Source organism: Granulicatella sp. zg-ZJ, assembly GCF_010892355.1.
Classification (GTDB): Bacteria; Bacillota; Bacilli; order Lactobacillales; family Aerococcaceae; genus WM01.
Window position 1 is genome coordinate 20,987 of record NZ_WNJY01000025.1, and the last position, 9,713, is coordinate 30,699.

A 9,713-nucleotide genomic window follows, 5' to 3' on the forward strand; every position below is an offset into this window, starting at 1 on the left:
TTTGTTTAAAAGTGAAGATATGCTAGTTGACTTTTATAATCAACAAATGGTTGTACAAATACATCCGATACCATACTTCCTTTTCCATATAAAGTCACATTACGTTTTTGTAAATGCGTATCTATCCAATCTTTTTCCAATACTTTTTGTATACCATACTCTCGATACTTTTTCATATAATCATCCACAGTATAAAAATCACGTGTGACAAAAGCTTGACTATCTAAAAAAATAGATGTCGCATAATATAAAGCTGCAAGATTACTTACAGGACCGTATCCTGCAAAATAAATCAACTGACTATTCAAATCCATCTTAGCACAATCAATTAAAAACGATACTTCTTTTATCACTTTATCGTCTAAATAAAAATGTCCTTGATTTTTGTCATTTTCAATACATAATACATTTTTTATACCTTTCAAATCATGACTTTGAATATGATGCAACCCATTTATTCTAGGCTCAGTAAATAGAACCATTAAATACGGTTCATTTTTATCAATATTTAATAACCTATCTTTATTTTGAGATACTTCACTAATCGTTAAATAATGAAATTCAAGACGGACACAACCAGCACTCATCAATTCAACTGTATAATACTGTGTCCCTAATGGGCAAACAAACTCTAAACTTGTACTCAAATCTTTTAGCATGACAAAAGATAAGCACTCATCAAAGCGATCAAAAAAATTCAAACGTACGTACAATGTGTTAGAAGGCGTTGTATTTATATTCGCTTGTAATTTATACGTTTTAGAAGCTAATAAAATAGGTAATTGTAATGCTTGTCTATCTGCTTGATAATGTGTTTTTGACTTCCACGTTTGGATTCTTGTACCCGACGGCATCAGTTCATTTTCAAAAACAACATTATCAGGTGCTATATAATCAATACTAGAACCATATAAATATGTATTGGCAGTATAATTACTCCAATAAATATAGTGTGTTATACCTGTCATTTTCTACTCCTTTTAAAATCAAGTTTTAACACATCCTCATACTGATTTCGAAACCATTCTAGAATAGCATTTGTATTATCATTGTGTCGACCAGCAATACCTTTACTAATAATTCTTGCACGACTATCTTTCAAATGATTTAAAATATCATGATATGCATTCATATCGTAATCATCATTTTTCATATAAGACAAAACAAATGACGTCTTCTCAAAATCAGCCTCATCAAACACTTGCCAAAAACGTTGATTTAAAGCATCTATCGTCTGCTTACTATTTTTTCCTGTTATTTTTTGTAAAAGATCTAAAGAGGTTGGAAAGACACCTGGTCTATGCATTAACTCATTAAAAGCAACATCTCCCAAATTTACAAGAGGCTTTCCAACTAAAATGGTGTGAGGCAATAATTTTGCACCGTAGTACAAGGCACCAAAAGTTCCCATAGATAATCCTGATAATACAAGTTGATCGTTTGTAAAACCTAACCAATCTAAACTATCACGTATCACATTGACAATGCCTTTCTCAAATTCTTCGCTTCCTAAATAAAAGGCACCCCCTGTTAAACGAGAATCACTAATCAATAAAAAAGGTGCTCCTAACCGTTGCATCATTCTATACCCTTCAAATCCCTCAACGCCTTTAAAACCTGAAAAATACACATTTAAAGGTGGTGTTAAATCTCCTGGATGGAAATAGTAATGAAATTCCTCTCTCTTTGAATCTCTAAATGTTTGTCCTCCTACAAAAAAATCCCCCTCAAAAAAACGAGAATCTCTTTTGTGCAAAGCTCCGATATGAATAGTCCCACTTCCTCTCACTTGTAAAGAAAAACATAGATTAACAAATCCTTGTTCGTCTAAAGTGATAGGTGTTTCCATATCTTTTTGTGAATACACATAACGATTCATAATATCCGCCACAGAACCATATTTAATCGCGTGGATAACTAACTGTACCTCTAATTGCTTATCTGCTTGATACTCCAACCAAAATGTAAAAGGTTTGTTTCCGTGTAAATAGTTGTATTTCCAAATCGCCACTTCTTGAAAATCATCAATATCTTTCACAGATAAAGATACATTATTATGTCCCGTATACCTTACTTTTCCTCTTACATTCGGACTAATCATTATCTGTTCTATGTGAAATTTATCCCCATAAGATTGACGTTCATAAAAGGCTTTAGAAATCAACTCGAGCTTTTCAGGCAAATGTCGTAATGAACATTTTTTAGCTAATTTTCTCTTCATAAATAGTTTTTGTTCAACGGACAGTAAATACCCTTCTGACATATAAAACACTCGATACGGCTCAATAAAATCATCTAAACAATCAATATTTTTCACATCTTTAATACACTCAATCACAATAGCTGAAAACCGTCTTACTGGTTTTTTCTCTAATTCAGCCTCTTGTTTAACATGAGTTATATATAAAAATACATTCTCTGGAGCTATATGTATCCACTCAATATTTTCAGGTATATCCTGTATAGTTATCTTAGGATTCGTTTGCCCAATAGACAGTACTCTTATTTGCTCACCCATTTTTTCTCCTTATCAATAATTTCCAATCCGATACAATTTTCCCACTCGTATAATTTGAAATACGCTGTACCGTATATACCAACGCTTCGTTCCACCGACGCAATCCGTCTAAATAATGATGAATCGCTTCGGATAAATCTTCAATAGTATTTAAAATAAACCCATTTTTTTCATGTTCGATATACATCGACCGATATAAATTGATTGTCGGTATCCCTGCACTAATACTTGCTATTTGTGTAAACACATCCGGATTATCGGATAAATCAATGACTAATCGCACTTTTTTTAAAAGTTTAATTAAATCATCTTCACGTTTTGATACATGTACCGATACTCTATCTTCTTTTTTTACATCAATCCCGATAAATGTATCCTGTTCTTCTACATCAAAAAAAGTCGGCTCAATATACTCTTCTATGATTTTTTTCGTTTTTTCTAATAATACTTGCTCAAGATGTGCATAATATGTACCAATAATGAGTACTACCTCTTTTTCTTCACGCATTATCTGCCCAATTCGAATAATTGCTTGTTCAAAAATATCCGAAGAAACATCATCTGCTCGTAAATAAATATACGATAGATGCTCTCTTTGGCTTTCGCCTAATGACAATCTTGCATCAAAAGGTGGCAACACATAAATATGTTCATTCTGTATTTTTTCTTTTATTTGATGTTTTTGATTTTCTGTTGACACAACAATCATATCAGAACGATTTGCATCTAAAAGTAATTGTTCACTGTTTAAATCATATCTATTTTCAAAAAAAGATAGCACAATAAACTGAGAAGATACTTGTTTTAAAATCAACTCATTATGTTGTATATCACTTGCAAGAACAATCGTTTCTTGTCGATTATGTAAATAGTCATGTATTTTCTCTGAAAGTAAATCAAACATAGACTCATACGCTGCTTTTTTAAACAAATGTGCATATGCTTCATTGACTTCAACATACCCTGTTTCCACATACTCACGTATTTGCCACTGCCCATATACATTAAGATATTCACGATATTCTTCAACATTATTTTTCATATAGACTATACAAGAAACAAATCCTCTATCATCCACAATATAACGTTTTTCTATTTGAGCATTATTGAAAAAATCAATCCATATAATATTCCCATCATAACCATATTCAATACGTGCTAAAGTTTGATTGTCCTGCCTTACAACGATTAAAAAAGGAGTATATACAAACTCTACGTGTTCCGGCCAAGGTAATTGTTTATAATCAAATACACTCAATTGTTCTTGTATAGTAATACTTTGTATATCATCAAATACAGACCAATAAGGGACATGTAGCAACTCTTGTCTATATAAAAAATAACGTAAATGTGGCATATAATTTAATAATATCAACTGCACATCTTCATTTGCATCAGAAAACATTCTTACTTGATTGATTGTGTCGTCAAATTCAATTTTTTGTGGAACTAAATACCACGGTAATGTATTTAAAAACCAATCTTTCTTACTGTTATACCACGACGGAATAAAATAAAACATAGCGCTCCTTAAAATAATGAATGATAATTTTTCTTAATCGTTAATACGGATAATTGATCATAAATGGACAAAGTCAATCCAACTAATAACATGACAGAACCAGGTAAAGTCAAAATCTCACTAAAAGATTTATCAAATACCCCAATATACAATGGCACACCCGCAAATAAAGTAAGAGTAATAGCATTTACAAAACTCAATCTTAATATAATCTGATGCAAATACTCTTTAGTTTCTTTTCCTGGTCTAAGCCCAGAAATATAATCTCCTGAATTTCTTAATGTTTTGGCAATATCTTCTGGATCGATATTTAAAAACGAAAATCCAATCGTTAAAAAGAACAGCACAATACTATATATCGTGACGCCACTCACATTTGTTAAACGAAACATATCTATCAACTGTTGAAATAATATTTGTTCAGGAAATGTATAATTTAAAAGTTGGAATAAATATTGTGGTAACATCAAAATCGTGAACGTGTACATAATTGACATACCACCCGACGTATTCAATCGAATAGATAAATACGATTTATCTTGAAATGCATTATTGATCATTAAACGATTGACTTCAATCCGACGCTCTGCCCGATCAAGTGTAATTAAAATCAATATCACAAAAAATAAATAGATACATAGAAGAAGTTTATATATATCAAATGGTGTCCCATTAAAGAAATAGGTCACAAATCTTTTCGTTATGGTACGAACAATACCTACAATGATAATGATTGTAAAACCACCTATACCATACGCCGTATTCATACTAACAAGAAACATTAAAACAAAAACCCCTGTAACTAAAACACTACACAATGTAATAATTTCTAAAAGAGAAGGCTCTTTCCCTCTCATATTCAAAAGAACAAACGTTAACGCTTGAATGACGGCTAATATAAAAATAAAACGCATTTGCCAACCATTTATTTTTTTATGTGATTTCTTATCTAATTCTAAACGTTTAAATATACTCAATCCACGCCATAAAATCATCGTGGACATCCATGGAGCTAAACCTAGTGTAAAAATACTTAACTGCGTATAATCAGCACCAAGCATACTCCCAATAACAGACAACTCATTTAACTGCTTAATCACATAAACATCTTTACTCACTGTCAGATGTGTCCCTAATAAATAGATAAAAATAATACCTAGCGTAAACGATACTTTCCGTAAAATAACTCTGTTTTTTAAATATTTCATTATTGACATGATTAAACTCCTAACTCTAGTTATAAAACATTTTACCATACCCTCCCCCGTTTATAAAAACGTTATGTACAAAAAAACGTATTGATTCAACAAATCAATACGTTTTTTTCGTTATTTTTTTAAAATGGCAGCTTTTGCTGCTGCTAACTTAGCAATCAACACTCTATAAGGTGAACAAGACACATATTCTAACCCAATTTTTCCACATAAAATAACGGATTTCTCATCACCGCCATGTTCCCCACACACACCAATTTTAATATTCGGATTAACTTTTTTAGCTTTTTCTTTCGCCATTTTTATCAATGATAATACTCCACTTTCATCTAAATGAACAAATGGATCATGTGCCAAAATATGTTTTTGCTTATAAATATCAATAAATTTAGACGCGTCATCACGAGAATACCCATACGTCAACTGCGTTAAATCATTTGTTCCAAAACTAAAGAATGCTGCATGCTCAGCTAACTGATCCGCAATAAAACACGCTCTAGGAATTTCAATCATTGTCCCTATTTTGTATTGGAAACTTACACCAGATTCCTCTATTTGACTCTCTACTAGATGCTCAATCTGTGTTTTTAAGAATACCAGTTCCTCTACAACACTAACTAAAGGAATCATAATTTCAACATGAACATCAACCCCTTCTTTTTTCGCTTGAATAGCCGCAGAAGAAATCGCCTTAGCTTGCATCAAATACACTTCTGGATAAGTCACACCTAAACGACATCCTCTATGCCCCATCATCGGATTAAACTCTGATAAACTAGTGATTTTTGCCTCTAATTCTTCTCGAGAACATCCTAATTCTTTTGAAAGTGCCACAATTTGTTTTTCTTCATGTGGTAAAAATTCGTGCAATGGCGGATCAAGCAAACGGATATTGATTGATTTTCCATTTAATACATTGAACATTTGATAAAAATCATCCCGTTGAATAACTTCTAATTGATTTAAAAAGACTAAACGACTTTCTAAATCATTCGACAAAATCATTTTACGTACTAGACCAATACGATTTTCTTCAAAAAACATATGCTCTGTACGACATAAACCAACACCAGCTGCACCAAAGCTTAAACCAACTTGTGTATCATGAGCATTGTCTGCATTCACATATACCATTAATTCTCTAATCTCATCAACCCACGTCATCAATCTAGCAAAACTTTCTTGTTTTACAGCGCTGGCTTGTTTTATTTCCCCTAAATAAATACAACCTGTGCTTCCATCAACCGATAACATATCTCCCTCACGTAATATTGTGTCTTCTATACGAACTGTTTTTGCCTGTTCATCAATCACAAGATTTTGACAACCACATACACAACATTTTCCCATACCTCTTGCTACAACTGCCGCATGTGATGTCATACCACCCGTACTTGTAACAATCGCTTGAGAACTAACCATTCCTTCAATATCTTCAGGAGATGTTTCTTGTCTTAATAAAATGACATTTTTTTCTTTAGATGCTTTTACAGCTTCTTGAGCAGTAAAATAAATATGCCCTACCGCTGCTCCAGGAGAAGCAGCTAACCCTGTTGCTAAAAGTGTTGCTTCTTTTAAAGCCTTTTCATCAAATGTTGGATGTAATAACTTATTGATATCATCAGTTGTAATACGCAAAATAGCTTCTTCTTTTGTTAAAATCCCCTCATCCACTAACGTAACCGCAACCTCTACCGCTGCTTTCGCTGTTCGTTTTGCATTTCGAGTTTGTAACAAATACAAACGATTATTTTCCACTGTAAATTCAATATCTTGCATATCTTTATAGTGGTTTTCTAATTTTTCAACAACACGTACCAGTTCTTCATAAACCTGTGGCAACTCTTCTTTTAATGTTTCAATCGGTTGTGGCGTACGAATACCCGCCACAACATCCTCACCTTGTGCATCAATTAAATATTCACCAAATAAAACTTTTGTCCCATCTACAGGATTTCGACTAAAACAAACACCTGTTCCACTCGTATTCCCCATATTCCCAAATACCATTGCTTGCACATTAACCGCTGTTCCTAAAGAATCACTAATATTATTTAATTTACGATACACTTTTGCACGTTGATTATTCCATGACTTAAAAACAGCCTCTACTGTTAATAATAATTGTTCTTTAACATCTGTTGGAAAACGATTCCCTGTTTCTTTAAAATAAATATCTTTAAAACGCTCAATAATACTTAACAATAAGTTAGCAGACAAATCACGATCATGAGCAATACAATTCTCTCTTTTTACTTCTGCTAATACTTGCTCAAAACGATATTTTTCAATTCCCATGACAACATCTGAAAACATTTGAATAAAACGTCTATAACTATCATATGCAAATTTTTTATCATTATTTTGTCTTGCAAGAGCTTCTGTTGTTTCATCATTTAATCCTAAATTCAACACCGTATCCATCATTCCTGGCATTGAAAAGACAGACCCACTTCTAACAGACACTAATAAAGGATTTTCTGTATCTCCTAAACGCTTACCAATCGTTTGTTCTAAGGTACTCAATGCTGTATCTATTTGATTTTTCACATCATCAGACAATGTTTTTTCTTGTACATAATAATCACGACATGCTTCTGTCGTAATTGTAAATCCGGGTGGTACATTAACACCTAAACTTGTCATTTCTGCTAAGTTAGCACCTTTACCTCCTAGTAAGGCATTCATCTCTTTATTTCCTTCTGAAAAATGATATACATATTTTTTCATAGTCTTCATCTCCTATATATTGATTGTTTTTAAGCCGTTTGTTCTAATCAAGTCAAGAATAATTTCTGCCGTTTCTTCAATAGCACGATTTTCAACGTTGATAATTGGACATTTTAATTTTTTCATAATCGTATGTGCATATTCGAGTTCTTCAAAAATACGTAATTCATCAGAATATTGATTATCGTACACAACACCTAATGTTTTTAACCGTTGTGTACGAATTGAATTGAGTTGTTCTATACTGGTTGTCAACCCTACAATCTTTCTACTATCTATTTCATACAATTCTTTCGGCAACGTAATTTCAGGAACAAGAGGTATATTCATAACTTTAATATTTTTATTGGCTAAATACATACTCAATGGCGTTTTAGACGTTCTCGAAACACCGATCAACACTAAATCCGCTTCTTTTAATCCACTAACATCTTTCCCGTCATCATACTTCACTGTAAACTCGATCGCACGAATACGCTCAAAGTAATCTTCATTAGTTCGCCTAATAATCCCTGGTTTATTTTTAGCAGGACGCTGAAATCTATTCTCTAAAACACTTAAAAATTCACTCAAAATATCTAACACATAAATATCATGTCGACTTGCATAATCTCTACTGAACTCTGCTAGTGCTTTATCTACTAATGTTTGCACCACAATATCTTTACCACTAGACATTTTATCGATGATTTGTATAATTTCCTCTTTTGTTGTCACAAATGGATTTCTCACCACTTCATACAGCACATCGTTTTCATCAAATTGCGATAAAGTAGCTTTAACAACATCTTTAGCCGTATTCCCTAAAGAATCAGAAATAATTTGAATCTTTAACATGATGACTCCTCCAATAAATCTAACATTAAGCCAATACTAATTGTTTTAGAAATTCTACCGACTACAATATAATGTTCACCATCTTTTTGCACAACTGGTAAACAATCCACTTGATGTGTTATTAAACGTTTTAAACCATCCACAAAATATTCATCCTCTTGACAAAATACAACATTCGGTATACGTGTCATTGCTAAAGCAATAGGCACTGCTGATACATTATGATTTGAAATAGCCATCTTTAGCATATCTTTTCTTGAAACAACACCAACTAAATGATTTTCCTCATTTACAATAAACACCGTACCAATATCATGAACATATAACTTTGTCACTACATCTGAAAAAGGCTCTGTATTCTTAGCCGTAATAGCTACTCCCATAACATCTTTCACTTTCACATCATCAAATAGTTTCCTATTACTTACAGATGAAAAAGACTCATTATAATAATAACCAACGTTAGGCTTTGCAGATAACACACCCACCATGACCAATACAGACAATTCATTTCTTAATGTTGATTTTCCAACAGCCAATCTCTGTGCTATCTCGTCACTAGTGATTGGCTCATACATTTTTACTAACTCTACAATTTTTTTTTGACGTGCATTTAACTGCATCTCTAACCACCTCTTTCAATTACAACAATATCCTAACATTTATTACACATTATTTCAAGTGTTTTTATAGTTATTACACATTATTTAAAAAAGATATGTGAATTAGTCTATTTACACATCTTTTTTCAACTAAAATATTAAAAAAGGCTCTATAATAAATCGTGTTGGTGGGAATAATCCACCAACACGATTTTGTATATAAAAGTGGACAAAAAAAGAGAAATACCTGTATGATTAAATCACCACAATTAAACAAGGAGGTATTTCTC

At 32.3% G+C, this 9,713-nt stretch carries 7 protein-coding genes; all 7 read right to left on the minus strand.

The features are described 5' to 3' along the window. Window positions 1-5: 5 nt before the first annotated feature. On the minus strand, window positions 6-968 hold the full coding sequence (gene asp3, locus GMA11_RS07420; protein WP_163546535.1) for an accessory Sec system protein Asp3: 963 nt from the start codon (window positions 966-968) through the stop codon (window positions 6-8). Then, window positions 965-2,518 (minus strand): accessory Sec system protein Asp2, encoded by a 1,554-nt coding sequence (asp2, locus tag GMA11_RS07425; RefSeq protein WP_163546536.1) that lies wholly within the window; start codon window positions 2,516-2,518, stop codon window positions 965-967. Before asp2 ends, asp3 begins: the two co-directional genes overlap by 4 nt. Next, window positions 2,511-4,040, minus strand: a complete 1,530-nt coding sequence (gene asp1 / locus GMA11_RS07430) for an accessory Sec system protein Asp1 (protein ID WP_163546537.1) — start codon at window positions 4,038-4,040, stop codon at window positions 2,511-2,513. Before asp1 ends, asp2 begins: the two co-directional genes overlap by 8 nt. An 8-nt stretch (window positions 4,041-4,048) precedes the next feature. Then, the gene (secY2, locus tag GMA11_RS07435; RefSeq protein WP_163546538.1) at window positions 4,049-5,257 is read right to left on the minus strand and encodes an accessory Sec system protein translocase subunit SecY2; all 1,209 of its coding nucleotides are present in this window, start codon (window positions 5,255-5,257) and stop codon (window positions 4,049-4,051) included. Window positions 5,258-5,368: 111 nt separating this feature from the next. Further along, window positions 5,369-7,993: a pyruvate, phosphate dikinase gene (gene ppdK, locus GMA11_RS07440; protein ID WP_163546539.1), complete on the minus strand. Its 2,625-nt coding sequence runs from the start codon at window positions 7,991-7,993 to the stop codon at window positions 5,369-5,371. A gap of 3 nt (window positions 7,994-7,996) precedes the next feature. Beyond that, window positions 7,997-8,821, minus strand: coding sequence for a pyruvate, water dikinase regulatory protein (locus GMA11_RS07445; RefSeq protein ID WP_163546540.1), 825 nt, complete (start codon window positions 8,819-8,821; stop codon window positions 7,997-7,999). Then, entirely contained in the window at window positions 8,815-9,444 is a 630-nt protein-coding gene (locus GMA11_RS07450; protein ID WP_163546541.1) for a CBS domain-containing protein, read from the minus strand. Before GMA11_RS07450 ends, GMA11_RS07445 begins: the two co-directional genes overlap by 7 nt. Window positions 9,445-9,713 lie beyond the last annotated feature (269 nt).

Coding starts and splice junctions, on each gene's coding strand:
- asp3 (WP_163546535.1), bottom strand. CDS start 968: ATGACAGGTATAACACACTATATTTATTGGAGTAATTATACTGCCAAT.
- asp2 (WP_163546536.1), bottom strand. CDS start 2,518: ATGGGTGAGCAAATAAGAGTACTGTCTATTGGGCAAACGAATCCTAAG.
- asp1 (WP_163546537.1), bottom strand. CDS start 4,040: ATGTTTTATTTTATTCCGTCGTGGTATAACAGTAAGAAAGATTGGTTT.
- secY2 (WP_163546538.1), bottom strand. CDS start 5,257: ATGTCAATAATGAAATATTTAAAAAACAGAGTTATTTTACGGAAAGTA.
- ppdK (WP_163546539.1), bottom strand. CDS start 7,993: ATGAAGACTATGAAAAAATATGTATATCATTTTTCAGAAGGAAATAAA.
- GMA11_RS07445 (WP_163546540.1), bottom strand. CDS start 8,821: ATGTTAAAGATTCAAATTATTTCTGATTCTTTAGGGAATACGGCTAAA.
- GMA11_RS07450 (WP_163546541.1), bottom strand. CDS start 9,444: ATGCAGTTAAATGCACGTCAAAAAAAAATTGTAGAGTTAGTAAAAATG.